19 protein-coding genes are annotated in these 24,960 nt (G+C 73.3%); 6 read left to right on the top strand and 13 right to left on the bottom strand.

The features are described from left to right. Positions 1 to 11: 11 nt before the first annotated feature. From ABT122_RS03390 to rsmH, 10 genes are all read right to left on the bottom strand, one after another. Positions 12 to 821, bottom strand: a complete 810-nt coding sequence (locus ABT122_RS03390) for a cell division protein FtsQ/DivIB (protein ID WP_351544580.1) — start codon at positions 819 to 821, stop codon at positions 12 to 14. Positions 822 to 872: 51 nt separating this feature from the next. Beyond that, positions 873 to 1,967 carry an undecaprenyldiphospho-muramoylpentapeptide beta-N-acetylglucosaminyltransferase gene (gene murG / locus ABT122_RS03385; protein WP_351544578.1) on the bottom strand — a complete coding sequence of 365 codons (1,095 nt, stop codon included), beginning with the start codon at positions 1,965 to 1,967 and terminating at the stop codon, positions 873 to 875. A gap of 6 nt (positions 1,968 to 1,973) precedes the next feature. Beyond that, on the bottom strand, positions 1,974 to 3,419 hold the full coding sequence (gene ftsW, locus ABT122_RS03380) for a putative lipid II flippase FtsW (protein WP_351544575.1): 1,446 nt from the start codon (positions 3,417 to 3,419) through the stop codon (positions 1,974 to 1,976). 105 nt (positions 3,420 to 3,524) lie between these two features. Beyond that, positions 3,525 to 4,976, bottom strand: coding sequence for a UDP-N-acetylmuramoyl-L-alanine--D-glutamate ligase (gene murD, locus ABT122_RS03375; RefSeq protein WP_351544572.1), 1,452 nt, complete (start codon positions 4,974 to 4,976; stop codon positions 3,525 to 3,527). Further along, the gene (mraY, locus tag ABT122_RS03370; RefSeq protein WP_351544569.1) at positions 4,973 to 6,043 is read right to left on the bottom strand and encodes a phospho-N-acetylmuramoyl-pentapeptide-transferase; all 1,071 of its coding nucleotides are present in this window, start codon (positions 6,041 to 6,043) and stop codon (positions 4,973 to 4,975) included. Before mraY ends, murD begins: the two co-directional genes overlap by 4 nt. Beyond that, positions 6,040 to 7,470: a UDP-N-acetylmuramoyl-tripeptide--D-alanyl-D-alanine ligase gene (locus tag ABT122_RS03365; protein WP_351544566.1), complete on the bottom strand. Its 1,431-nt coding sequence runs from the start codon at positions 7,468 to 7,470 to the stop codon at positions 6,040 to 6,042. The genes mraY and ABT122_RS03365 overlap by 4 nt, the downstream gene beginning before the upstream one ends. Before the next feature lie 4 nt (positions 7,471 to 7,474). Continuing rightward, on the bottom strand, positions 7,475 to 9,217 hold the full coding sequence (locus tag ABT122_RS03360) for a UDP-N-acetylmuramoyl-L-alanyl-D-glutamate--2,6-diaminopimelate ligase (RefSeq protein ID WP_451068210.1): 1,743 nt from the start codon (positions 9,215 to 9,217) through the stop codon (positions 7,475 to 7,477). Between the two features lie 149 nt (positions 9,218 to 9,366). After that, positions 9,367 to 11,355 carry a peptidoglycan D,D-transpeptidase FtsI family protein gene (locus ABT122_RS03355; RefSeq protein ID WP_451068211.1) on the bottom strand — a complete coding sequence of 663 codons (1,989 nt, stop codon included), beginning with the start codon at positions 11,353 to 11,355 and terminating at the stop codon, positions 9,367 to 9,369. Positions 11,356 to 11,359: 4 nt separating this feature from the next. Beyond that, the gene (ftsL, locus tag ABT122_RS03350; protein ID WP_502976088.1) at positions 11,360 to 12,001 is read right to left on the bottom strand and encodes a cell division protein FtsL; all 642 of its coding nucleotides are present in this window, start codon (positions 11,999 to 12,001) and stop codon (positions 11,360 to 11,362) included. Next, positions 11,998 to 12,954 (bottom strand): 16S rRNA (cytosine(1402)-N(4))-methyltransferase RsmH, encoded by a 957-nt coding sequence (gene rsmH / locus ABT122_RS03345; protein WP_351544560.1) that lies wholly within the window; start codon positions 12,952 to 12,954, stop codon positions 11,998 to 12,000. Before rsmH ends, ftsL begins: the two co-directional genes overlap by 4 nt. A 334-nt stretch (positions 12,955 to 13,288) precedes the next feature. Here rsmH and ABT122_RS03340 point away from each other — a divergent pair, with 334 nt between their 5' ends. The 4 genes from ABT122_RS03340 (at position 13,289) to ABT122_RS03325 (ending at position 19,040) form a co-directional block, all read left to right on the top strand. Continuing rightward, entirely contained in the window at positions 13,289 to 13,840 is a 552-nt protein-coding gene (locus ABT122_RS03340; RefSeq protein WP_351544557.1) for a beta-class carbonic anhydrase, read from the top strand. Between the two features lie 310 nt (positions 13,841 to 14,150). After that, a complete protein-coding gene (locus ABT122_RS03335) occupies positions 14,151 to 15,194 on the top strand; it encodes an AAA family ATPase (RefSeq protein ID WP_351544554.1) in 1,044 nt (347 codons plus the stop codon). Next, complete coding sequence (locus ABT122_RS03330; protein WP_351544551.1) at positions 15,194 to 16,606, top strand: DUF58 domain-containing protein; 1,413 nt, start codon at positions 15,194 to 15,196, stop codon at positions 16,604 to 16,606. The genes ABT122_RS03335 and ABT122_RS03330 overlap by 1 nt, the downstream gene beginning before the upstream one ends. Positions 16,607 to 16,622: 16 nt before the next feature. Further along, the gene (locus ABT122_RS03325) at positions 16,623 to 19,040 is read left to right on the top strand and encodes a transglutaminase TgpA family protein (protein ID WP_351544549.1); all 2,418 of its coding nucleotides are present in this window, start codon (positions 16,623 to 16,625) and stop codon (positions 19,038 to 19,040) included. Positions 19,041 to 19,445: 405 nt separating this feature from the next. Here ABT122_RS03325 and ABT122_RS03320 read toward each other — a convergent pair whose 3' ends face one another. The 3 genes from ABT122_RS03320 to ABT122_RS03310 all read right to left on the bottom strand — a co-directional run bounded on the left by ABT122_RS03320 (position 19,446) and on the right by ABT122_RS03310 (position 21,886). Beyond that, on the bottom strand, positions 19,446 to 19,853 hold the full coding sequence (locus tag ABT122_RS03320) for an SCO2097 family morphological protein (protein WP_351544546.1): 408 nt from the start codon (positions 19,851 to 19,853) through the stop codon (positions 19,446 to 19,448). Positions 19,854 to 20,102: 249 nt separating this feature from the next. After that, positions 20,103 to 20,885 carry a methyltransferase gene (locus tag ABT122_RS03315; protein WP_351544543.1) on the bottom strand — a complete coding sequence of 261 codons (783 nt, stop codon included), beginning with the start codon at positions 20,883 to 20,885 and terminating at the stop codon, positions 20,103 to 20,105. A gap of 356 nt (positions 20,886 to 21,241) precedes the next feature. Next, entirely contained in the window at positions 21,242 to 21,886 is a 645-nt protein-coding gene (locus ABT122_RS03310) for an SAV_6107 family HEPN domain-containing protein (RefSeq protein ID WP_351544541.1), read from the bottom strand. A gap of 156 nt (positions 21,887 to 22,042) precedes the next feature. Between ABT122_RS03310 and ABT122_RS03305 the strand changes: the two genes are divergently transcribed. Next, positions 22,043 to 22,882: an ATP-binding cassette domain-containing protein gene (locus ABT122_RS03305; RefSeq protein WP_351544538.1), complete on the top strand. Its 840-nt coding sequence runs from the start codon at positions 22,043 to 22,045 to the stop codon at positions 22,880 to 22,882. After that, the gene (locus tag ABT122_RS03300; protein WP_351544535.1) at positions 22,854 to 24,941 is read left to right on the top strand and encodes a YhgE/Pip family protein; all 2,088 of its coding nucleotides are present in this window, start codon (positions 22,854 to 22,856) and stop codon (positions 24,939 to 24,941) included. Before ABT122_RS03305 ends, ABT122_RS03300 begins: the two co-directional genes overlap by 29 nt. The last annotated feature ends 19 nt before the right edge of the window (positions 24,942 to 24,960 follow it).

The raw sequence follows: 24,960 nt of genomic DNA, 5'->3' as shown, positions 1-24,960 counted from the left end.
GCGTTTGCGCGTCAACTGGTGGACGCGGCAGGGGCGGTGGGGGCGCTGACATCGAAGTGACGGGCCTTCGGGGCCGCTTTCATCAGCGCGGAGAGCGCCCGGGCCTTGGCCTCGCCGTCCTCGGGGCTGCCCCAGAGGACCGTCCGGCCCCCGGTCAACTCGACCGCGAAGTAGTCGTATGAGCGCACCGCGATGGTACGGGCGTCGGCGGCCACCTTCTCGGGCAGCTCGGCCCTGACCCGTACCGCCTCCTCGGTCAGCCGGGCCGCGGGGAAGCGGCGCAGACTCGGCGCGTCACCGGCATTCAGTTCGAGCAGGGGTACGCCCCGGGGGGCCTTGTCGACCGTCGCGAAACGGAAGCCGCCGGCGTCGACTTCGACGAAGCGCCCGCCCTTGCGCAGGAGCAGAACGGGCCGGCGCTCGGTCACCTCCAGGGTGATGGTGCTCGGCCAGGACCGGGAGACCTCCACCGAGTCGATCCGGGGCAGCCGGGCGCGCAGCCGGTCCTCGATCCCGTCCGTGTCCACGGAGATCAGGGGGGACCCCATCGGCACCCCGGCGGCCCCGGTCACCTGGCGGTGGGTCAGCACCTCGGTGCCCGAGGGCCGCACCCGCTCCACGCGCAGCCACTCGGAGCCGTACAGCAGCCAGCCGGCGCCGGCCAGGAGCGCGGTGGCGGCCAGGGCGATGAGCAGGGTCCTGCGGCCGGGCAGGCGCAGCCGGCGGCGCGGTCCCGGGCCGCCGGGGGGCGGGCCGGACGCCCCCCGGGGACGACGTGAGGGTCTGCGCGCACCGCGTTCGGCGGTGGTGGGTCCGGCCACGCTCCGGTCTCCTTCCGGCTGGGGCCCGGGGGCTTCCCCGGGCCGCGCGGCTCACGCCTGCCGGCGCGCCGCGATCGCCTCGTACACCATGCCGACCAGCAGGTCGTCGGCGTCCCTGCGGCCGAATTCGGCGGCCGCGCGGGACATCTCGTACAGCCGGTGCGGATCGGCCAGTACCGGGAGGACATTGCCCTGGACCCACTCGGGGGTCAGTTCGGCGTCGTCGACGAGCAGTCCGCCGCCGGCCTTCACCACCGGCTGGGCGTTGAGCCGCTGTTCGCCGTTGCCGATGGGCAGCGGGACATAGGCGGCGGGGAGCCCGACGGCGGAGAGTTCGGCGACGGTCATCGCACCCGCGCGGCAGAGCATCATGTCGGCCGCCGCGTAGGCGAGATCCATCCGGTCGACATACGGTACCGGGATGTACGGCGGCATTCCGGGCATGTTGTCCACATGCGGCAGTTCATTCTTGGGGCCGACCGCGTGCAGGATCTGGATTCCGGAGCGCTGGAGCACCGGAGCGGCCTGCTGGACGACCTCGTTGAGGCGCCGGGCGCCCTGGGAGCCGCCGGAGACCAGCAGGGTGGGCAGGTTCGGGTCGAGCCCGAACGCGGCGCGCGCCTCGGGGCGCACCCGGGCGCGGTCCAGGGTGGCGATGGAGTAGCGCAGCGGGATGCCGATGTAGCGGGCACCGCGCAGCTTGCTGTCGGGCGTGGCGACGGCCACCCCGGCGGCGTACCGCGAACCGATCTTGTTGGCGAGGCCGGGCCGGGCGTTGGCCTCGTGGACGACGATCGGCACTCCGCGCCGCTTGGCGGCGAGATAGCCGGGCAGCGCCACATAGCCGCCGAAGCCGACGACGCAGTCGGCCTTGGTCCGCTCCAGGATCTGCTCGGCCGCCTTGATGGTGCCGCGCAGCCGTCCGGGTACGGTGATCAGCTCGGGTGTGGGCCTGCGCGGCAGCGGCACGGCGGGGATGAGCGCCAGTTCGTAGCCGCGCTCCGGGACGAGCCTGGTCTCCAGTCCGCGTTCCGTGCCGAGGGCCGTGATCCCCACGGTGGGGTCCTGCCTGCGCAGGGCGTCCGCGAGGGCGAGCGCGGGCTCGATGTGGCCGGCGGTCCCCCCACCGGCGAGTACGACATGCACCGAAATTCACCGCTCTCCGGACGGACGCTTGGTCGCGCGCCGTCTCATCGTCTTCCATCTCCCTGGCCTCCGCATGGCCAGGGCCGCCTTCGCGGCGGGCTCCTCTCGCGCGAAGGCGATCAGCAGCCCGATCGCGAACATGGACGGCAGCAGCGCCGAACCCCCGTAGGAGAACAGCGGGAGCGGGACCCCGGCGATCGGCAGCAGACCGAGCACCGCACCGACATTGATCATGGCCTGCGCCATGATCCAGGTGGTCACACCTCCCGCCGCGTACCTCACGAAGGGGTCCTCCGTGCGTCCGGCCACGCGGATACCCGCATAGCCTAGAGCCGCGAACAGGGCGAGCACCGACAGCGTCCCCGCCAAGCCCAGTTCCTCCCCCGCGATGGCGAAGATGAAATCGGTGTGCGGTTCGGGGAGTTGACCCCATTTTTCCATACTTGCGCCCAGTCCGGAACCAAACCATCCGCCGGAGGCGAGGGCATAGATCCCGTGGACCGCCTGCCAGCACTCGCCCTTGGGGCCGAGATCGGCCGCGCCCACGCAGGTGAGCCGGGACATCCGGTTCGGGCTCGTTCTGATGAGCATGAACCCGACGAGGGTGGCGAAGGCGAGGACTCCGGCGAAGAGCCGGGTGGGCGCTCCGGCCAGCCAGAGCAGGCCGAAGAGGATCGCCGTGAGAATGATCGCGGTGCCCATGTCCCCGCCGAGCATGATCAGCCCGAGGAGCATGAACGCGACCGGGACGAGCGGGACCAGCATGTGCTTCCACTGGTTCAGCAGCCGTTTGTCCTGTTTGCGGGCGAGCAGGTCGGCGCCCCAGAGGATCAGCGCCAGCTTGCCGAACTCGCTGGGCTGGAGCTGGAAGGGGCCGCCGAGGGAGAGCCAGTTCTGATTGCCGCCGACCGACTCCCCTATCCCGGGGATCTGCACGAGCACCATCAGGAAGACGGTCACCAGCAGCAGCGGATAGGCGAGCCCGCGGTGCAGCCGGGAGGGCAGCCGGGAGGCGAGCAGCAGCAGTCCGGCGCCGATGAAGGCGGCGAGGAGCTGTTTGCGGAAGAAGTAGGAGCTGGGGAGCGAGAGCGACAGCGCTCTGATCATCGAGGCGGAGTAGACCATCACCAGGCCGAGCACGGTGATCAGCAGGGCGCTGCCGATGATGACGTAGTACGCCGTCAGCGGCCGGTCCCAGGCTCTGCGGGCCCGCTCGAAGGCCCGGCGCGGGCCACCGCCGCGCGGGGGCCCGGGGGTGCGGGCGCCGCCGCGCGGGCCACGCGGGGGCGGGCCGCCGCGCGCCTGGGCGGTACGGCCGCGCAGGGCGAGCCCGGGACGGCCCGGGCGGGCCCCTGTGAGGCCCGCGAGGGCCGGGGCGGGGGTGAGGGGGCGCGCCCACCGCTGGGGCGGGCGGGCCGGACCCGGCCCGGCGGTGGTGTCATCGGCCGGCATGGACGCTGTCCCCTCCAGTCGTGCCCGGCGCGTGCCCGGTGTCCGGGGCGGGCCCCGGGACACCGGGCACGGCGCGAAGGCCGGTCCGCTCAGGTGTCCGGGCGCTCAGGCGCGCTCGGCGGCGAGGGCTCCGACCGCTTCCGCGAACGCCTCGCCTCGCTTGTTGTAATTGACGAACATGTCCATCGAGGCACAGGCCGGGGCCAGCAGTACCGTGTCCCCGGGCCGGGCGAGCCGTGCCGCCTCCCGGACCGCCGCCGACATCGCCCCAGTGTCGGTCCGGTCGAGGTCCACGACCGGGACCTCGGGGGCGTGTCGCGCGAGGGCTTCCCGGATGAGCGCACGGTCCGCGCCGATGAGGACGGCGGCCCGCAGCCGCTCCGCCGACGTCCGGACCAGCTCGTCGAAGGAGGCTCCCTTGGCCAGTCCGCCCGCGATCCAGACGATCGGGTCGTAGGCGGCCAGCGACGCCTCGGCGGCGTGGGTGTTGGTGGCCTTGGAGTCGTCGACATAGGCGACATCCGCCACGTCGGCGACCTTCTCGATCCGGTGCGGATCGGGCCGGAAGGCCCGCAGACCGTCCCGTACGGCCGCCGGGGGCACACCGTAGGCACGGGCCAGCGCCGCCGCCGCGAGGGCGTTGGCGATGTTGTGCGGGGCCGGGGGGCTGACATCGGCGACCTCGGCCAGCTCCTGCGCCTGCTGCCGCCGGTTGGCCACGAAGGCCCGGTCGACGAGGATTCCCTCGACGACGCCGAGCTGGGAGGGGCCGGGGGTGCCGAGGGTGAAGCCGATCGCCCGGCAGCCCTCTTCCACCTCCGCCTCGCGCACCAGTTCCTCGGTGGCGGGGTCGGACGCGTTGTAGACGCAGGCGACGGTGTTGCCCTCGTAGACCCGGCCCTTGTCGGCGGCGTACGCGGCCATGGAGCCGTGCCAGTCGAGGTGGTCGGGCGCCAGATTGAGCACGGCGGCGGAGTGGGCGCGCAGCGAGGGCGACCAGTGGAGCTGGTAGCTGGACAGCTCGACGGCGAGGACGTCGTACTCCTCGTCGCCGAGGACGGCGTCCAGGAGGGAGACGCCGATGTTGCCGACGGCGGCCGTGCGCAGGCCCGCCGCCCTCAGGATCGACGCGAGCATGCGCACGGTCGTGGTCTTGCCGTTGGTGCCGGTGACGGCGAGCCAGGGGGCCGGGGTGCGGCCGGGGCGGCTGTCGCGCAGCCGCCAGGCCAGCTCCACATCGCCCCAGATCTCCACGCCCGCCTCGGCGGCGGCGGAGAACAGGGGCTTGTCGGGCTGCCAGCCGGGCGCGGTGACGACCAGTTCGGTGCCCTCGGGCAGGGTGGCGCCGTCGCCGAGGCGCACGGTCGGATCGGCGCCGCCCCGCTCCCGGGCCCAGGCGGTCAGCTCGGCCGCCTGGGCCCGGGAGCGCTCGTCGTCGCCGTCGCTGACGACGGTGACCACCGCGCCGAGGCCGTGCAGGGCCTTCGCCGCCGGAATCCCGGAGACCCCGAGTCCGGCGACGGTGACCCGCTTGCCCCGCCACTGCTCCGTACTCACTTGTCGGCCGCCCAGCCCGCGTAGAAGAGCCCCAGACCCACGATCACGCACATGCCCTGGATGATCCAGAACCGGACCACCACCAGGACCTCGGACCACCCCTTGAGTTCGAAGTGGTGCTGGAGCGGGGCCATCCGGAAGACCCGCTTACCGGTCATCTTGAAGGAGCCGACCTGGATCACCACGGACATGGTGATGAGGACGAAGAGACCGCCGAGCAGCGCCAGCAGCAGCTCCGTGCGGGAGCAGATGGCCAGACCCGCGAGGGCGCCGCCGAGGGCGAGAGAGCCGGTGTCACCCATGAAGATCTTGGCGGGTGAGGTGTTCCACCACAGGAAGCCGAAGCAGGCGCCCATCAGGGCGGAGGCCACCACCGCGAGGTCCAGTGGGTCGCGTACCTCGAAACAGGCCGCCGGGTTGGTCAGCGAGCCGGCCCGCGCACAGGCTTCCTGGAACTGCCAGAGGCCGATGAAGGTGTACGCGCCGAAGACCATCACCGACGCGCCGGTGGCGAGGCCGTCCAGACCGTCCGTCAGATTCACGCCGTTGGACATGGCGAGAATCATGAAGAGCGCCCAGACCACGAACAGCACCGGTCCGATCGACCAGCCGAAGTCCGTGATGAAGGAGAGCTTGGTGGAGGCCGGGGTCAGATCGCGCTGGTCGGCGAATTGCAGCGACAGCACGGCGAAGGCGATGCCGACGACGAGCTGCCCCGTCATCTTCGCCTTGGCCCGCAGACCCAGCGAGCGCTGCTTGACGATCTTGATGTAGTCGTCCAGGAATCCGACGACACCCATGCCGGCCATCAGGAAGAGCACCAGGATGCCCGAGATGGTCGGCTTCTCCCCGGTGATCACCTTGGCGAGCGCGTAGGCGATCAGGGTGGCCAGGATGAAGGAGATACCGCCCATGGTGGGCGTCCCCTTCTTGCTGCCGTGGGTGCGCGGGCCGTCGTCCCGGATGAACTGCCCGTACCCCTTGCGGGCCAGGAGTTTGATCAGCAGCGGGGTGCCGATGAGCGTCAGAAAGAGCCCGATGGCCCCCGCGAAGAGGATCTGCCTCATCGGCCGGCACCCTGCCCATCCGAAGGCGCTGCCGGGTTCGAGAGCAGCGCCTCGGCGACCCGCTCAAGCCCGACCGATCTGGATGCCTTCACCAGCACGACGTCTCCCGGTCGCAGTTCACTGCGCAACAGGTCGACCGCCGCCCGTGCGTCGGACACGTGCACCGACTCCTCACCCCACGAACCCTCGTTATATGCGCCCAGTTGCAGCCAGGACGCTTCCCTGCCCCCGACTGCGACGAGCTTGCTGACGTTGAGCCGGACGGCGAGCCGTCCGACAGCGTCGTGCTCGGCGAGCGCTTCGTCTCCGAGTTCGGCCATCAGGCCGAGCACCGCCCACGTGCGTCCCCCCCGGGACTGCGCTTCCTGGCCCATGGCGGCCAGCGCGCGCAGTGCCGCTCTCATGGACTCGGGGTTCGCGTTGTAGGCGTCGTTGACGATCGTCACGCCGTCCGGACGCTCGGTGACCTCCATGCGCCAGCGGGAGAGGGTGCCGGCCTCGGAGAGCGCGCTGGCGATCTCCTCGACGGGCATGCCCAGCTCATGGGCGACGGCGGTCGCGGCGAGCGCGTTCGACACGTGGTGCTCACCGTACAGCCGCATCGTCACATCGCTGCACCCGGTGGGGGTGTGAAGCGTGAAGGCGGGCTGACCATGCCGGGTGAGCCGGACATTCTCGGCACGTACGTCGGCGTCGGCGGACTCGCCGAAGAGGGTCACCCGGGCCTTGGTCCTGGAGGCCATGGCGCGGACGAGCGGGTCGTCGGCGTTGAGGACGGCGACCCCGTCCTCCGGCAGGGACTCGACCATCTCGCCCTTGGCCTCGGCGATCCGCTCACGGCTGCCGAACTCGCCGACATGGGCGGTGCCGACGTTGAGCACCAGGCCCACCCGGGGCGGCACCAGGCCGGTCAGGTAACGGATGTCACCGACATAGCGCGCGCCCATTTCCAGGACGAGGTGCTCGGTGGTCTCATCGGCCCGCAGCGCGGTCAGCGGCAGTCCGATCTCGTTGTTGAGGTTGCCCGCCGGGTAGACGGTGGGCCCCTTGCGCTGGAGGATCTGGGCGATCAGGTCCTTGGTGCTGGTCTTCCCGGCGGAGCCGGTGAGCGCGACGGTGGTGGCGCCGAGGCGTTCGACGACATGGCGGGCGAGGGCGCCGAGGGCGGCGGTCACATCGTCCACGACGATCGCGGGCACGCCGACGGGCCGGGTGGCCAGCACCGCGACGGCGCCGTCCGCGACCGCGCCGGCGGCGAAGTCGTGGCCGTCGGCGCGCTCGCCCGCGAAGGCGGTGAACAGGGCGCCCGGCCCGACCGCGCGGGAGTCGGTGACCACGGGCCCGGTGACGAGCAGCTCCGGATTCGGTATGTCGTACGACTGCCCGCCGGTGATGCTGGCGATCTCGGCGAGGGAGAGGGCGATCACTTGGTCATCCCCGGGGTTTCTGGTGAACGGAGGCGCGAGAGGCCCGGATGGCGTCGCGCAGTACCTGGCGGTCGTCGAAGGGACGGACGACTCCGGCGATGTCCTGGCCCTGCTCATGGCCCTTTCCGGCGATGAGCACGGTGTCACCGGGCTCGGCCCGGGAGACGGCCGCGGCGATGGCGGCGGCGCGGTCGGCCTCGACGAGGACGTCGCCGCGCTCGTGGGCCGGCACTTCGGCGGCGCCGGCGAGCATGGTGGCGAGGATGGCGAGAGGGTCCTCCGAGCGCGGGTTGTCGGAGGTCAGCACGGCGGTGTCGGCGAGCCGGGCCGCCGCAGCGCCCATCGGGCCGCGCTTGGTGGTGTCGCGGTCGCCGCCGCAGCCGAGGACGATGTGCACCCGGCCGTCGGTGACCTTGCGCAGGGAGCGCAGCACGGACTCGACGGCGTCGGTCTTGTGGGCGTAGTCGACCACGGCGAGGTAGGGCTGGCCCTCGTCCACGCGCTCCAGCCGGCCCGGGACGCCGGGGACGGCGGCGATGCCGTCGGCGGCGGTCTGCGGGTCGATCCCGGCGACGGCGAGGGTGACGACGGCGGCGAGCGTGTTGGCGACGTTGAAGGGGCCGGGCAGCGGCGCCGCGGCCCGCACCCGCACCCCGCCGGGGCCCACGACGGTGAAGACGGAGCCCAGGGAGCCCACTTCCACGTCCTCGGCGCGCCAGTCGGCGTCCGGATGGCCCTCGGCGGAGAAGGTCGTGAGGGGGACGGAGGCCTCCGTGACGAGCCTGCGGCCGTACTCGTCGTCGAGGTTGACCACGCCGCGCCGGCTGCGGGCCGGGGTGAAGAGCCGCGCCTTCGCCTGGAAGTAGTCCTCCATGCCGGAGTGGAACTCCATGTGCTCCGGGCTGAGGTTGTTGAAGACGGCGACGTCGAAGACACAGCCGTCGACCCGGCCGAGGACCAGGGCGTGGCTGGAGACCTCCATGGCGACCGCCTCGACCCCGCGCTCGCCCATGACGGCGTAGAGCGCCTGGAGGTCGGTGGCCTCCGGGGTCGTCCGCTCCGACTTGAGCCGCTCGTCGCCGATCCGGGTCTCGACCGTGCCGATCAGACCGGTGGTGCGGCCCGCCGCGCGGAGGCCGCCCTCCATGAGGTAGACGGTGGTCGTCTTCCCCGAGGTGCCGGTGATGCCGAGCTGGAGCAGCCGCTCGCCGGGCCGGCCGTAGATCTCGGCGGCGAGGGCGCCCATCCGGCCCCGCGGGTCCCCGGTGACCAGGACCGGCAGTCCGGTGGCGGCGGCGCGCTCGGCGCCCGCCGGGTCGGTGAGGACGGCGGCGGCGCCGAGACCGGCGGCCTGGGCGACGAAGTCGGCGCCGTGGAGCCGGGCGCCGGGCAGGGCCGCGTACAGATCACCGGGGCGTACCGCCCGTGAGTCGTGGGTGATGCCGGTGACGGTGATCTCGTCCGCCGCGGGGCTCGTCACCCCCAGCCGGGCGGCCAGGTCCCCCAGGGGGGTCGGGTGGGGCCTTTCCGGCCGGGGAGCTCCCGGCTGCTTCGCGGGGGCGTCCTGCGGGGCGGTTCGGTACTGATCAGCGTGTGGCACGGCGGTGAGCGTACCGGGCGCACCCGGCCCGGAGCCAAAAGAGGGGGGGCCGCCCTCGGTGCCGTCCGCCGGGGGCGGTGGCGGGCTGCCGGAGGGTGTGGCCCCGGAGGGTCCGCGGTTCCCGGAGTCGGGGGTGATGGTTGTCACTGGTGGTTCCTCGGGTCGTTCTCGGGCGGGACGCCCGGCGGTCGGGGGCCGGGCCGGCCGGGTGCCGGAGCGATCGGGTGCGGGGCGGGCCGGGGGCCGGCGGGCCGGCCGCCGGCCCGGGGCCGCCTCGCGGGAGGTGCGCCGGCGGGTCATGGGCCGGGTTCGAAGGTGACGGGGAGTCTGGCCGGTGCGTTGCCGGTGGGCGGCACCTGGAGGGTCTTCAGCGCGAACTGCATGACCTGCTGGTAGACCGGGCCGCAGATCTGGCCGCCGAAGTAGCTTCCCTTGGTGGGGTTCTGGATGGCGCAGTAGACGGCGATCCGGGGCTCGTCGGAGGGGGCGAAGCCGGCGAAGGAGGCGGTGTAGCCGCGGTAGCGGCCCAGCTCCGGGTCGACACGGTTGGCGGTGCCGGTCTTGCCCGCGACGCGGTAGCCGGGGATGCGGGCCTTGGTGCCGGTGCCCTCTTCACTGCCGACGACGGACTCCAGCATGGTGGAGAGCGTCTTGGCGGTCCGCTCGCTCACGACCCGGGTCTTCCTGGGCTCGGGGGCGGCGCCGAACCGGCCATCGGGCCCCCTGGTGCCCCGGACCAGGGTGGGCTCGACGCGTACGCCGCCGTTGGCGATGGTCTGGTAGACGGAGGCGGCCTGCATGGCGTTGATGGACAGTCCCTGGCCGAACGGGATCGTGTACTGCTGCGAGGTGGACCACTTCTTCGGCGGGGCGAGGATGCCGGGCGTCTCCCCCGGGTAGCCGAGCCCGCTGGGGCTGCCGATGCCGAATTTCCGCAGGTAGGAGTGGAGCACCTCATTGGCCTCGGCCTGGGTCCTGCCGAGCTGTCCGGTGGCGAGGATGGTGCCGATGTTGCTGGACTTGGCGAGCACCCCGTTGAGGGTCAGATACCAGGTGGGGTGGTCGATGTCGTCCTTGAACAGCCGATCGCCCCGGTGCAGCCGGTTGGGGACCACGACATGGGTGCCGGGGGTGGCGGCCTTCTCCTCCAGGACGGCGGCCATCGACATCACCTTGGCGGTGGAGCCGGGCTCGAAGGCGTCCTGGAGGGCGGCGTTCCCCATGGCGGTGGCGTCGGCCCGGGAGATGTCGTTGGGGTCGAAGCCGGGCGCGTTCGCCATCGCGAGCACCTCGCCGGTGCGGGTGTCCTGGACTATCACATAGCCGCGGTCGGCCCTGGACTTGGAGACCTGGTCGCTGATCGCGCGCTGGGCCGCCCACTGGATGTCGCGGTCGATGGTCAGCTCCACATCGGAGCCGGGGACGGCCGGGGTCTCGCGGGTGCCGTCGGCGGTGGGGACCCGCCGGCCGCCCGACTGGGCGTAGGTGATCTCCCCGTCCTCGCCGGCGAGGGTCTTGTCGAGCATGGACTCGACGCCCCCGCCGCCGCGGCCCTCGGCGTTCACATAGCCCAGTATCCCGGCGGCGAGATCGGCGTTCGGGTAGACGCGCTTGCTGCTGGACTCCTGGAGCACCCCGGCGAGGACATTGGCCCCGGGGCCGCCGGCCGCCCGGTCGGTGCGGGCCTTCTCGGCGAGGACGCCCTTGAGGTCCTTGATCTGCTTCCAGACCTGCGGGGTCTGGCGGCGGGCCAGCACGGTGTAGCGGGAGTTCGGGGTGCGGAGCTTCTCGGCGAGTTCGCCGGTCTCCTTGCCGAGGATGGGCGCGAGCAGGGCGGCGGCCTGCTCGGGCGCGTTCGGGGACTTGCTCTCGCCGGGCGTGAACAGCTTCGGGTCGGCCGTGATGTCGTGGGCGTCGACGCTGCTGGCGAGGGCGACCCCGGACCGGTCGGTGATCTCTCCGCGCTCGGCGGCGAGCACCACGCTCATATAGCGGTGCTTCTCCGCCTTGTCGGTGTACGCCTCGGCGTCGACGGCCTGCACCTGGAGCAGCCGGACGACGAAGACCAGCATCACCAGCGTCAGACCGAGGCTGACCAGGCGGAGCCGGGGGCGGGGGCTGCCGAGCCGCAGCGGGGGCGGCTTCGGGGTCCGGCGGGCCGGGCGGGAGGGTGGCCCACCGGACGGTGATCTGCGGGCCGGTGGTTTGCGGGCCGGTCCCGGCACCCGGTCGTGCGGGCCGGCCGGCCGTCCCGAGGGGCGCGCTGATCGTTCCTTGGGTGGCACTGGGTCACCTGCCGGGGGGCGTGGAGGGCGGGGCGGGGGTGCCGGACGGGGAGGGCGGCCGGTCCGGGTCCGCTTGCGTCAGGTCCGCTTGCGTCGGGTCGCCCGGGGCGCGGGGTCCGCCCCCGGGCGCCGGGCCGGTCTGTCCGGGGCCGGTCTGTCCCGGGCCGGGGGTCGGTCCCTCGGACGGCGGACCGGCGGGGGTCCCGCCCAGGGTCTGGGGGGTGGGGCCGAGAGGGGCGGGGAGGGTCGGGGAGGGGGCGACGCCGGTCGCGGGGGGCGCGGTGGCCTCGCCGGGGGTGCCGCGGACCCTGCCGCCGGGGTCGATGAAGGCGGGGTTGCCGCCGGGGACCATGCCCAGCTCGCGGGCGCGCCGCTCCAGCGCGTCGGGGGCCAGCCCGCTGTCCACGTCCCGCTGGAGGGCCTGCTGCTCATCGGTGAGTTCGGTGGTCTCCTGCTTCAGCTCGTTCAGTTCGAAGGAGCCCTCGTTGAGCGAGGAGTTCAGCAGGAGCAGAGTGATCAGTCCGCCGCCGAGGAGGACGACGACCAGCAGCACGAACGGCGTGCGCGCGGCGGTGCTGGGGCCCGCCGGCATCATGCGGGCGAGCCTGGCGGCACGCCCCTTGAGCTGCTCGGCCGCCGGGCTCACCGCACGTCCTCCCGGATGCGCTGTGCTCCCCTCAGCCGGGCGGGGGCGGCGCGGCGGTTCTCGGCCACCTCTTCCTCGGTCGGCAGTTCGGCACCCCGGGTCAGCAGCTTCAGCCGGGGCTGGAACTCCTCGGGCACCACCGGGAGGCCCGGCGGGGCCGTGGTGGCGGCGCCCGCCGCGAGGACCTGCTTGACGAGCCGGTCCTCCAGGGAGTGGTACGAGAGGACCGCGATCCGGCCGTCGACCGCGAGCGCCCCGACCGCCGCCGGAATCGCCCGCTCCAGGACGGTCAGCTCGCCGTTGACCTCGATCCGCAGCGCCTGGAAGGTGCGCTTGGCGGGGTTGCCCCCGGTGCGCTTGGCCGCCTGCGGCAGCGCGTCACGGATCAGCTCCACCAGCCGGGCGCTGTTGGTGAAGGGGTCCGTCTGCCGTTCGCGCACGACGGCCGAGACGATCCGCTTGGCCTGCTTCTCCTCGCCGTACATCCGCAGGATGCGCACCAGCTCGCCGGGCGGATAGGTGTTGAGGACCTCCGCGGCGCTGATCCCGGTGGTCTGGTCCATCCGCATGTCGAGCGGGGCGTCCTGGGCGTACGCGAATCCGCGCCCGGCCTCGTCGAGCTGCATGGAGGAGACGCCGAGGTCGAAGAGGACGCCCTGGACGGCGGGGACGCCGAGCCGCTCCAGCACGTCCGGCAGCTCGTCGTAGACCGCGTGGACGAGCGTGGCACGCTCGCCGAAGGGGGCGAGCCGTTCGCCGGAGAGCCGCAGGGCCTCGGGGTCGCGGTCGAGGGCGATGAGCCGCGCGCCGGGGAAGCGGGTGAGCAGGGCCTCGCTGTGGCCGCCGAGCCCCAGGGTGCAGTCGACGACGACCGACCCCGGCGTTTCCAGGGCCGGGGCCAGGAGGTCCAGGCACCGCTGGAGCATCACCGGGACGTGTCGGGTATTGCTCAAAGGGCCCTCTCAGGTCCGGCGCGGGGGCCCGGTCCACCGCCGAGCGGGACCGGACCGTGCGTACGCCGCACTCGCGGTGCGTACCGCCGCACACGCGGGGAAATCGTGGAAACGTGCAGGATGATTCCGTGAACTGCGCGTCACTTTAGTCCACCGGCCTTGCCGGTCAATCAACCGGCCGACGGCGTGGCGGAGCGGCCGGGACGGCGAACACTTCACTCGAACGGGTGGGGCGTCGGCACCCCTGTGGGTTACCTCACAACAAGCCGTGTTGATGTTCTTTGTCACCTCCGTCAGCAGGCCGGTGCGGCCCGTTCCCATTAACGTCGTCACCATGACGACTTCCGCGCACCACTCCCCCGACGCTGTGCGTACGGGCGGATCGGTCACCGATCGCCTCGTCGAGGCGAATCAGCGCTATGCCGCCGTGTTCCAGGACCCCGGGATGGACGCTCGCCCCGTTCTCCGGGTCGCCGTGGTCGCCTGCATGGACGCCCGGCTGGACCTCCACGCCGCCCTCGGACTGGAGCTGGGTGACTGCCACACCATCCGGAACGCCGGCGGCGTGGTCACCGACGATGTGATCCGTTCGCTCACCATCAGCCAGCGGGCGCTGGGCACCCGCACGGTGATCCTCATCCACCACACCGGCTGCGGCCTCGAATCGCTGACCGAGGACTTCCGGCACGAACTGGAGGACGAGGTCGGGCAGCGTCCGCCGTGGGCGGTGGAGGCGTTCCGCGATGTGGACCAGGATGTACGGCAGTCCATGCAGCGGGTGCGCACCTCGCCGTTCCTGCTGCACTCCGATGATGTGCGCGGCTTTGTGTTCGATGTGAAGCAGGGTGTGCTGCGGGAGATCGACCCCACCGACCCCTCGGAATGATCGCCCCCTCGGAATGATCGTCCCCTCGGAATGATGGCCGGAGCGGGCCTCTGAGAAGCGCCGGGGCGGCCGTACGGATGCGGCCGCCCCGGCGGAAAGTTCGAGGGCTCGACCGGAACACCATGAAATAGCCCCATCAACCCGGCAAATCACACCCCCTTGTCCACAGGCAAGTGACACGACCCGCCGACGGCAACAAGAATGCGGGTACGACACCACTCCGGAACTTCCCGCGTGCGGTGTTCGTGATTCGGGGTGGGCCGGGCCGCTTGGAGACCCGGCCCGTGTGGAACGGGCCGAGGAGGGCCGGGTGACGACCTATGACAATCGAGCGAGCCTCACAGATCTGACCACCACAGCGGATCGTGTCCGCAGATCGGTGGAGCGGGTGATCGAAGGCAAGCCCGAGGTCGTACGGCTTTCGCTGACCGTGCTGCTCGCCGAGGGACATCTGCTCATCGAGGATGTCCCCGGCGTGGGGAAGACCATGCTGGCCAAGGCACTGGCGAGATCCATCGACTGCTCGGTGCGGCGTATCCAGTTCACGCCGGATCTGCTGCCGTCCGACATCACCGGCGTGTCCATATTCGACCAGCAGCGGCGGGACTTCGAGTTCAAGCCCGGCGCGATCTTCGCCCAGATCGTGATCGGGGACGAGATCAACCGCGCCTCGCCCAAGACCCAGTCGGCGCTGCTGGAGTCGATGGAGGAGCGCCAGGTCACCATCGACGGCAAGACCTATGAACTGCCCAGCCCCTTCATGGTGGTGGCCACCCAGAACCCGGTGGAGATGGAGGGCACCTATCCGCTGCCGGAGGCCCAGCGCGACCGCTTCATGGCGCGGGTCTCCATCGGCTACCCCAGCGCCGAGGCAGAGCTCCAGATGCTCGATGTGCACGGCGGGGTCTCGCCCCTCGACGACCTGGAGCCGGTGGCGCACGCGGACGACATGGTGAAGCTGATCGACGCCGTGCGCCATGTCCATGTGGCCGAGCCCGTCCGCCGGTACGCGGTGGAGCTGGTGGCCGCGACCCGCAGCCACCCCGACCTCCGGCTCGGTGCCTCCCCGCGCGCGACCCTGCATCTGCTGCGCGCGGCGAAGGCCACCGCCGCGCTGGCCGGCCGGGACTACGCGCTGCCGGACGATGTGCAGTCGCTGGTGGTGCAGGTGCTGGCGCACCGGCTGCTGCCCACGGCGCAGGCCCAGCTGAACCGGCGCACGGCGGAGCAGGTGGTGCTGGACATCCTCCAGCGCACTCCGGTGCCCACGGCCGAGGGCGCGCGGACCGCGTATGTGGCGGGCGAGCGGCCACAGCCCCTCCCCGGCGGGGTACCCGGGGCCCGGCGGCTGTGATGTCTCCGGGGGGCCTGGCCGGGGAAGGCGCGGGGGAGCCCGCCGGGGCTTCCGGCGCGGCGGCGGGAACGGACGGCGACAGCGGCACCGACGGCGCGGACCGGCCCGGTTTCCGGGCCGGTCTCAGCGGGCTGACCACGCGCGGCCGGTCGTTCCTGGCCGCCGGGGTGGCGGCCGCGGGCTGTGCCTATGTCCTGGGGCAGAGCGATCTGCTGCGGGTGGGGCTGCTCCTCGCGGTGCTGCCGCTGGTCTGTGTCTCCGTGCTCCACCGCACCCGCCACCGCGTCACGGGCAGCCGCCGGCTCACTCCCGCGCGGGTGCCCACCGGCACCGAGGCGCGGGTGCACCTGCGGATGGACAATGTCTCGCGGATGCCCACCGGACTGCTGATGCTCCAGGACCATGTGCCCTATGTGCTGGGACCCCGGCCCCGGTTCGTGCTGGACCGGATGGAGGCGGGGGGCCGCCGCGAGGTGTCGTACCGGGTCCGCTCCGATCTGCGGGGGCGGTATCCGCTGGGCCCGCTCCAGCTGCGGCTGACCGACCCGTTCGGCATGTGCGAACTGACCCGCTCGTTCGGCGCCTTCGACACCCTCACCGTGATCCCGCGGACCGAGCCGCTGCCGCCCGTGCGGCTGACCGGTGACGCCTCGGGGTACGGGGAGGGCCGGCGGCGCTCCCTTGCGCTCGCCGGGGACGACGACGTGATCCCGCGGAACTACCGCTACGGCGACGATCTGCGCCGGGTGCACTGGCGCTCCACCGCGCGGTACGGCGAGTTGATGGTGCGGCGCGAGGAGCAGCCGCAGCGCGCCCGCTGCACGGTCCTCCTGGACACCCGGGCCATCGCCTACCAGGGGGCGGGCCCCGATTCCGCCTTCGAGTGGGCGGTCTCCGGGACCGCCTCCGCGCTGGTCCACATACTGGAGCGGGGCTTCTCGGTGCGGCTGATGACGGACACCGGGAGCACCGTCCCCGAGGACTCGGGCGACGGGTTCGCCGGTGCCCAGGACTCCGCCGACACCGCCGGGCTGATGCTGGACGAGCTGGCGGTGGTGGACCACTCGGAGGAGGAGGGGCTGCGGGCCGCCCACACGGCGCTGCGCGGCGGGAGCGAGGGGCTGCTGGTGGCCTTCTTCGGCGATCTGGACGAGGAGCAGGCGGCACTGGCGGCCCGGATGTGCCGGCGGGCCGGCTCGGCGGTGGCCTTTGTCCTGGACAGCGGGGCGTGGACGAGCGGCGGAGGCTCGCCGGGCCCGGTCGAGAGCCGGCTGAGGGTGCTGCGCGAGGCCGGCTGGACGGCGCTGGCCGTACCGCCGGGGGCGTCGTTCCCGGCACTGTGGCAACTGGCCGACCAGCAGCGCGGCGAACCGTCCGGCGGTGCGGGCGGCGGCTTCGGGGGATGGTCATGAACGGTGGGGATGGGTCATGAGTGGTCGGGGACGGCTGACGCTGAGTGCGTACGCGGCCACGCTGATGGCGGCGTGCGCGATGGTGCCGCTGCTCGACGGCGTGGGCTGGCTGGTGCAGGCCGTGGTGCTGCTGGGCGTCCAGAGCGCCGCGGGCGCCCTGGCCAGGCGGGCGGCGCTGGCCGGGCCGCTCACGGCGCTGGTCCAGGCGCTGGCCGGGCTGACGCTGCTGACCTGGGTCTTCGCCCGGGAGCAGGCACTGTTCGGGCTGCTGCCGGGGCCGGAGGTCTTCCAGCGGTTCGCCGGGCTGCTGAGCGCGGGCGGCGACGACATCGGGCAGTACGCCATCCCGGCGCCCGTCTCCGACGGCATCTCGCTGATGGTGATCGGCGGGGTGCTGGTGATCGGGCTCGCGGTGGACACCATCGCGGTGACCTTCCGCAGTGCCGCCCCGGCGGGTCTGCCGCTGCTCGCGCTGTACTCGGTGGCGGCGGGTCTCGCGGGAGGTGCGGCGAACTGGCTCTGGTTCCTGCTCGCGGCCTCCGGCTATCTGCTGCTTCTGCTGGCGGAGGGCCGGGACCGGGTCGCCCAGTGGGGCAGGGTCTTCGGCTCTCCCCGGACGGGCGGCGCCCGGCCCTTCGAGCCCGGCGCCGGACCGTCCGTCTCCCCGCTGCGCACCGGACGCCGGATCGGCGTCCTGGCGCTCGGTGTGGCCCTCGCGGTGCCCGCGGCCCTGCCCGCGCTGGACGGCGGGCTGCTGGCCGATGTGGGCGGCGGGTCCGGAGGGTCCGGGCCGGGCGGCGGGAGCACGATCTCGGCGGTGAATCCGCTGGTGTCGCTCCAGGAGAGCCTGAACCAGCCGGAGGACCGCGAGGTGCTGCGCTACCGCACCGACGCGGAGAACAAGGAGGACTTCTATCTGCGGATCGTCGCCCTGGACCAGTTCGACGGCACGACCTGGCGGTCCTCGCCGCGCAAGGTGCAGGAGGTGCCGGAGCGGTTCCCCCGGCCGGAGGGGCTGAGCGGCGCGGTCCCCACCAAGCCCGTCCGGTCGAGCATCTCGGCCGCCGACTACTACAAGCAGAACTGGCTGCCGCTGCCCTATCCGGCGACCCGGGTCGGGATCGACGGCCGCTGGCGGTTCGAGCCGAGCGGCCGGACCCTGGTCGGGGACCGGGGCCAGGACTCCCGCGGGGCGCAGTACACCGTCAGCAGCCTGGCGGTGAACCCGACGGCGGAGCAGCTGGCCGGTGCTCCGCCCGCCCCAGCCGCTCTGCGGCGCGAGTACACCGACGTGCCCGACAACCTCCCGCAGACGGTCCGGCGGACGGCCGAGCGGGTCACCAGCGGTGCGGCCAACGACCACGAGCGGGCGGTGCTGCTCCAGGAGTGGTTCGCCGACAGCGGTGAGTTCACCTATGACACCGAGGTGCAGTCGGGCACGGGCGTCAACGCGATCAGCCGCTTCCTCCGCGAGAAGGAGGGCTTCTGCATCCACTTCTCGTTCTCGATGGCGGCGATGGCCCGGACGCTCGGTATACCGGCGCGGGTCGCCGTGGGGTTCACCCCGGGTTCTCCCCGCGCCGACGGCACCATGTCGGTCAGCACCAGGGACGCCCACGCCTGGCCCGAGCTGTACTTCGAGGGGGTCGGCTGGACCCGTTTCGAGCCGACGCCGAGCCGGGGCAGCCAGCCGGACTACACCCTGGAGAACACGCCCGCCGGTGGGCCGAGCGCCTCGGCGCAGCCCTCGGCGACGGCCTCCGACGAGGCGAGCGCGGCTCCCTCGGCCTCGGACAGCTGCCCTCCGGAGCTGCGGCGGGCCGGTGAGTGCTCGGTGGCCGCCCCGGTGGACGAGGAGACATCGGCCGGGTCGGGCCGGTCCATCGGCTCGGTGGCGCTGGTCGTGGCGGGAGTGGTGGCCGCCGCGGCGCTGCTGCTGGGGCCGATGCTGTGGCGGCGCGGCGCCGGTGCGCGGAGGCTGCGGTCGTCCGGCGGCCGGGCCCCGGCGGATGTCCGGGCGCGGGTGCTGGCGGCCTGGCAGGAGGTGCTGGACACGGCCTGGGACCACGGTGTCCCGCCGGACGATTCACGGACGCCGCGCGGAACAGCGGAGCGGATCGTGCGGCTGGGGAAGCTGGCGGGCGAGCCCGCCGAGGCGCTGCACCGCCTCGCCGGCGCGGTGGAGCAGGTGCTGTACGCGCCGGAGCCCCGGCCGGTCACGGGTCTCGCCGACGACGCGGCGCGTGTCCGGGCCGGGCTGCGCGCCGGGGCGGGCCGGTGGGGGCGGCTGAGGGCAGTGCTGCTTCCCCGTTCGGCCGTCCGGGTGATCTGGGCGGGGTCGGACCGGTGGGCCTCGGTGACCGGCCGTCTGCGGGCCCGGGGCGGGGAGTGGCGGGCGGCGCTGCCGCGCCGGCCGTTCCGTCAGCGGGGCTGACGGAGGGGCGGGGAGGGCAGGAGTGGGGCCGGTGCCCGGCGGGGCCGGCCCCCGGACGCTTGTTCCCCGGCCGCCGCCACGGCCGTACGCCGCTGATCGACGTCTGATCGGCGTCTGATCGGCGTCTGATCGGCGTCTCGCTGGTCGGGGTCGGTGGCCCGGAGCCATCCCGGGGAGGGCCCCGGGGCGGATCGGGGGCGGTTCCGCGATCGGTCACGGATCAGTGACCGGTCACGGATCAGTGACCGGAGACGGAGCGGTGACCGGGCGCGGGTCCGTGCCGGAGAGGGGAGTCCGCCGGGGCTCAGCTCCCGGGCGGAAGGGGGCGCGGCGGAGGCCGCCCTGTGCCGCAGGGCCCGGACACAAGGTCCGGGCCGGTCCGCCGGTCCCTGGGGACCGGGTGGTTCAGTGGCCCTGTTCGTCGCGGCGGCGCTGCCACCGCTGCTCGATCCGGTCCATCATCGACTTGCGCTGACGGGACTGACGGGACGGGCGACGAGCGCTGCCCGCCGTCTCCCCCAGGGTCTGCTGCTCGCCCGGCTTGGGCGCCTTGCGCCATCCGGTGACGGCCAGAACCGCACAGCCCAGCATGACGAGGAACCCCACCACACTGATCCAGATCATCTGCGCGACCATTCCGGCCATGAGGAGCGCGATACCCACCAGGAAGCCTGCAACCGCCTGGTAGACCCGTCGCCGGGTGTACGTACGCAGCCCGCTTCCCTCAAGCGCTGTCGCGAATTTGGGATCTTCGGCGTACAGCGCTCGCTCCATCTGCTCGAGCATTCGCTGCTCGTGCTCCGAGAGCGGCACGGAGTCCTCCTAGTCGTCGGCCGCGGGGGCGACCGTATGCGGCCCTTTCAGGATAGGCAGGGAATCGCCCCCGTGAAACCCGCCCTCTACGCCAGTTCGCCAGTTTGGGCCGCCACGGCGGCTTTGGCTGCTGAGGCGTAGATTCCCCAACCTCCGATCCGTCATGCCGGATGGTGTCCCTCGATCATACGGGGCGGCGGACCCGATCGGGGGGTCTGTGTCCTACTCCATCTGCGGCTGCGCCCCTGATCAGCCGTGCTTCCGGCCCAGTACGTGGAGCTGGGTGGCGACCGAGTGGAAGGCGGGCAGCTCGGCGGCTTCGGCCTCCAGCTTCAGCAGGGCGTCCAGGGCGCCCGGCTCGGTGTCCACCAGGACGCCGGGGACCAGGTCGGCGAAGACCCGCACCCCGTGGACCGCGCCGATCTCGGCGCCGGCCCCGGTGACCAGCCCGGAGAGCTGCTCGGCGGTGAAGCGGCGGGGCGTCGGGTCCCCGTCGCCCCAGCGGCCCCGGGGGTCGGTGAGCGCCTGGCGGGCCTCCGCGAAGTGGCCGGCGAGCGCGCGGGCCATGACGGCCCCGCCCAGCCCGGCGGCGAGCAGGCTGAGCGCGCCGCCGGGCCGCAGCGCGTCCACCGCGTTGCGCACACCGTCGGCGGGGTCGTCCACGTACTCCAGGACGCCGTGGCACAGGACCACGTCGTAGCCGTCGCGCCCGACGACGTCGAAGAGGCCGTGCACATCGCCCTGGACGCCCTGCACCCGGTCGGCGACGGCCGCCTCGGCCGCCCTGCGCTCCAGCGCGAAGAGCGCGTTGGGGCTGGGGTCGACGACGGTCACCCGGTGGCCGAGCTGGGCGACGGGCACCGCGAAGGACCCGCTGCCGCCGCCGGTGTCGAGGACGTCCAGGGCCTCCCTCCCGGTGGCCTCGACCCGGCGGTCGAGGGCCTCCTTGAGGACCTCCCAGACCACGGAGGTGCGGAGGGCGGCGCGGGGCGGGCGCGGCGGGGTGGCCCCGCGGTGGGACGGGTCCGGCACGGCAGTTGACTCCTCGGACGGTGCCGCCCCGGCCGCGCGGGAGCGGCGGGGCGTGCGGTGGGCGACGACCTCGGTCGGGGACCGCCGGGTCGGGCTCTCGCGGTGGACGGTGGACTCTCGTGGAGGGCCTCCCGCTGGGTGGCCCCCGTGGGACTGAGGACATCTCCCACCCTATTGCCTCCTTCCCGGACGCCGGCGCCGCGTCCCGCTCCGTGGTCGCGCGGGCCCGCGGCCGGTGCGCGCGACAGGGCGGCGGGGCGGCAGCACGCCGGGGCAGCGGGACGGCGGGACGGCGGGGCCGCGAGGACCGGCACGGGGCCGGGCGGCGGGAGAGGGAGGCCGGGCGGCGGGCGCGCTCACCCGGCCTCCTCCTGCCGCACGGCGGGCCGCGGCCCGGGCTCCGGGGGGCGCGGTGCGGGCGGACCGGCCGCCGCCGGCCCGGGCGGTGCGGGGTGGAGCACGAGCAGGCGCTCCACCAGGCGGAGGAACATCGCCGCGTCCCTCAGCAGGTCGTCGGCCTCGCGGCTGCTGGCCGCGCCGCGTATACCGGCCTCCGCGCGCGCTCGGCGCGGCGCTCCGGAGGCGAAGTGGGCGCTCCACTCGGACAGTTCGGGAGCGCTCTCGGGCAACAGCTCCCAGGCGCTGCGGATGCCCGCCCTGCGACCGCGCCGGGTGGGCTCTCCCCGGCCGCGCCGGGCGGCGGGCGGACCGTCGGGGTAGCCCCGGGCGGCGGGCGGACCGTCGGGGTAGCCCCGGGCGGCGAGGACCGCGGCGGCGGTCCGCAGGGCGGCGAGGTGGGCGGTGGCGTACCGCTCGTTGGGCGGTTCGAGAGCGGCGGCCTCGTCGAGGCCCCGGCGGGCCTGGGCGAGCAGATCGAGGGCCGCGGGCGGGGCCGACGCACGCCGTGGGACGGGGTGCACATCGCTCGCGGGCCCGGTCAGTGAGGGGACAGGGCCGGTGGCACGGCGCCGGTGTGGGGCTGCCGTGTGGTCGCTGGCCATGACGAGCCTCCTGTCGTCGTGTGACGGCACTGTGGCCGTATGTGTCCATCGTGGGGGCAGCCACTGACAATCCGCGTTGACCTGCGCTTTTGCCTCAACGCTCGATCCAGGGTTAGTTTTTGCACTGACTGGTCAGTACAAAAACAAGGGGGGCCTGTGGACAGCCCGCACGGGGCGGCCGTCTTCGCCGAGGGGTTCGGGCTCAAGGGCCCGCGGGGATGGGCCTTCCGCTCGGTCGACATCGACGCGGCGCCCGGTTCGCTCATCGCGGTCGAGGGCCTCTCCGGCTCCGGCCGGACCTGTCTGCTGCTCGCGCTCGCCGGCCGGATGCGCCCCACCGAGGGCCGTGCCGAGATCGGCGGTCTCACGCTGCCGCGCGGGATGGCCGCGGTCCGCAGGATCAGCGCGCTCGGCCCCGTACCGTCGGTGAGCGAGCTGGACCCGGCACTGACCGTCGCGGAGCATCTGCGCGAGCGCGCCCTGCTCCAGCGGCGGTTCGACGGCTCGCTGCGGGCGCTGCTGCGCCCGCCGGGCGAGCGGGCGGCCGGGACCCGGGCGCGGATCGCGGAGGCGCTGTCGGCGGCCGGGCTCGACCCGGCCTCGCTCCCGAGGGCGGAGCGCACCCCCGTACGCGCCCTGGAGCGGCTGGAGGCCCTGCGGCTGTCCATCGCGCTCGCGCTGATCGGGCGCCCCCGGCTCCTCGCGGTGGACGACACCGATCTGAAGCTCTCGGACGCCGAACGGACCGAGGCGTGGGAGCTGCTGCGCTCGGTGGCGGCCGGCACCGGCACCACCGTGGTGTCCGTGTGCAGCCAGGCGCCCGAGGGGACCACCGTCGTCCGCACGGACGGTCCGGACGGCGCAGGCGCCGCGAACAGCACGGACAGCACGGACAGCACCCACAGCAGCGGCGGCACCGACGGTGCGGGCGGCTCCATGGACGACGACAACGGGGAGGGGACGGCCGATGCGTTCGCCGAGACTGGCCGCGCTTGAGCTGAGGCGGTTCGGCAGGGGCAGGCTCCCCAGGGCCGCCGTGGTGGCGATCGTGCTGCTGCCGCTGCTGTACGGGGCGCTGTACCTGTGGTCCTTCTGGGACCCGTACGGACGGCTCGACCGCATCCCCGTCGCCCTGGTCAACGACGACAAGGGGGCCGAGGAGGGCGACGGGAGGCTCGCGGCGGGCGACGAGATCGCCCGGAACCTGCGCGACAGCGAGGTGTTCGACTGGCACGAGGTGAGCGGGGCCGAGGCCCGCGAGGGCGTCGAGAACGGCGCGTACTACCTCTCCCTGACGATGCCCGAGGACTTCAGCGAGCGGATCGCGTCCAGCTCCGGCGACTCACCGGAGACCGGCGCCCTCCAGGTGCGCACGAACGACGCCAGCAACTACATCGTCGGACAGGTCTCCCGGACCGTGTTCGCGGAGGTGCGCACCGCCGCCTCCACCAAGGCGTCCCGCTCGTTCCTGGACCGGATCTTCATCAACTTCTCGGACATCCACAGCGCGACCGAGGACGCCGCGAAGGGCGCGGACGACCTCAAGGGCGGCATCGGCGAGGCCAGGAAGGGCTCCACGGAGCTGGCGGACGGCCTGAAGAACGCCAAGAACAGCACCGACAGGCTCACCGGAGCCCTCGCCCGGCTGGAGAAGGGCGCGGGGGATCTCAGGACCGGGACCCGGGAGCTGGCGAACGGCACCGGGGCGCTCGCCGGGAAGGCGGGCGGCCTCGCCGGCGGCATCCGCCCGTACCTCAAGGACAACGGCACATCCATCGGTGACGCGGCCCTGCTGGTCGCCGACTCCTCGAAGCTGATCCGCGACGGCCTCGCCGGACTGACGGAGAGCGGCCCCGCCGCCGCGACACGTGTCCAGACCTCGGCCGACGAGCTGAAGGCGCTCCACGGGAAGCAGTGCGGGGACGTGGCCGAGCCCGACCCCGTCGCCTGCCCCGCGCTGGAGCGCGCGAGCGCCGCCGCGACGGAGGCCGCCGCATCGGCGGCCGGGGTCACCGCCCTGGTCCGGGAGAACCAGGGCGGTCTGCGGAAGCTGGACAGCCGTCTCCAGGACCTCCAGAAGAAGGCGGCGGAGCTCGCCGAGCGCTCGCCCGGCCTGGAGAAGGACCTCGCCTCGGCCCTGGAACGGATCAACGCGCTCAACACGGGTGCGCAGAGCGTCTCCCGGGGCATGACCGAGCTGCACACGGGGCTGACCGGCGCCCGGTCCGGCGCCGGCGAGATCGACACCGGTGTCGGGAAGCTGAAGAAGGGCGCGGGGGACCTGGACGGCGGCCTGTTCAAGCTCGCCGACGGCTCCGCCGATCTGGCGGGGGGCCTGCACGACGGTGTGGCGAAGATCCCCGACTACAGCGAGAAGGACCGCGATCTGCGCACCGAGGTCATGGCGGACCCGGTGAAACTGGCCAGCCAGACCCTGAACCAGGCGCCCAACTACGGCACGGGCTTCGCCCCGTACTTCATCCCGCTCTCCCTCTGGGTCGGCGCGATGGTGGCGTACATGATCATCCAGCCGATGAACCGGAGGGCGCTCGCCGCCGGGGGTTCGGCCTGGCGGATCGCGCTGGCGGGCTGGCTGCCGGTGGTGGCCATCGGTCTGGTGCAGGTCGGGGCGCTGATGGCGGTGCTGCACTGGTCGCTGGGGATGAGGGTGGCGTACGCGGCCGGGACGCTCGCCTTCCTGGCGCTCGTCATCTGCTGCTTCGCCGCGATCATCCAGTGGCTGAACGCCCGCTTCGGGGCGGCCGGACGGATTCTCGTCCTGGCGGTGCTGATGCTCCAGCTGACCTCGGCGGGCGGCACCTATCCCGTTCAGACCAGTCCGGCGTTCTTCAACGCGATCCATCCGTTCCTGCCGATGAGCCATGTGGTGGAGGCGCTGCGGAGGCTGATCACGGGCGGCGGTCTCGGACCGGTGTGGCAGGCGACGGCCGTCCTGCTCGCCTTCACGGCCGGGGCGCTGGCTCTCACCGCTCTGACGGCGCGGCGCAAGCAGGTCTGGACACTGGACCGGCTCCACCCCGAGCTGAGTCTGTGACGAGGCCGGCCGGCTGCCG

Origin of the sequence: Streptomyces sp. NPDC001985 (assembly GCF_040296845.1) — a bacterium.
GTDB lineage: Bacteria > Actinomycetota > Actinomycetes > Streptomycetales > Streptomycetaceae > Streptomyces.
The sequence above is the reverse complement of the archived record's forward strand: the minus strand, read 5'-3'. Positions and strand labels throughout refer to the sequence as shown.